The 846-nt window shown below is 37.0% G+C and carries 2 protein-coding genes; both read right to left on the reverse strand.

Going from position 1 to position 846, the window contains the following annotated elements:
- Window positions 1-289 (reverse strand): KxYKxGKxW signal peptide domain-containing protein (locus JCM14505_RS08505; protein WP_173571634.1); only part of this gene is annotated, 289 nt, incomplete at its 3' end.
- Window positions 290-395: 106 nt separating this feature from the next.
- Window positions 396-846: M23 family metallopeptidase (locus JCM14505_RS08510; protein WP_153011027.1), on the reverse strand; the 451-nt coding region annotated here is incomplete at its 5' end.

Below are 846 nucleotides of genomic sequence, written 5' to 3' on the forward strand. Positions count from 1 at the left end.
ATTTTCCATCATTATTGTAGTACGTCCATGACTTATCAGCAGCTTGTTGCCAACCAGTCTTAACTGAATTATTACTGCTAGATTCAAGAGGTTGTGAATTAGCTTCATTGGAAGTATTATCAGTTGCCACTTGCGTTGAATTATCAACTGGCGTAACCCCTTGATTATTTGTATCGGCCTGTCCAGTTAAAGTTGTAGTAGCCAAAGCTCCAACTACGGTAGCCACTGTCAATGCCACCGTTTTCCAAATTTTACCGCTTTTATATAACTTAATTGTTTCTTTCATCATAATCTCCTCGAATATGCAATAACAAGATTAGATTATAGCATAAATTCTTCAAATTAAAAACACTGTTTAATACAAAAATAAACAGTGTTTTTAATACAATTATATACTATTTAATAAAATCTAACGGGTTTAACCACGTTCCATTATTACTAAATGATGATGCCAAGGCAACATTAAAGTTCTTTTGCTGAGTAATCCCTAAGTGTAAGTGAGAAGTATTCCGAGTACCAATCTTAGTACCAGCTTCAACCTTTTGACCAACCGTAACATTAATATTGGAACGACTTGAAAAGGCTTCTTGGTAAACAACTAAGTATTCACCAGTATCAACCGTTACATACCATTCTAGTCCAGGAATGTAACCAATTTGTGTTACCGTCCCAGCGTGTACAGATTGAACCGTTGAACCAGGGTGATCATATGAACCAAAGTCAAGTCCATCATGGAAACTATTCGTCCGGTAACCACCATCATATCCAAAGCGTTGGGCTAAGGCAAATGAGTTAGGATTTAAGTTAGCACCCGCAATCGGTGAGACCCATACATCCATGGACTTT

The sequence above is a fragment of the Limosilactobacillus equigenerosi DSM 18793 = JCM 14505 genome, from assembly GCF_001311375.1.
Taxonomy (GTDB): Bacteria; Bacillota; Bacilli; order Lactobacillales; family Lactobacillaceae; genus Limosilactobacillus; species Limosilactobacillus equigenerosi.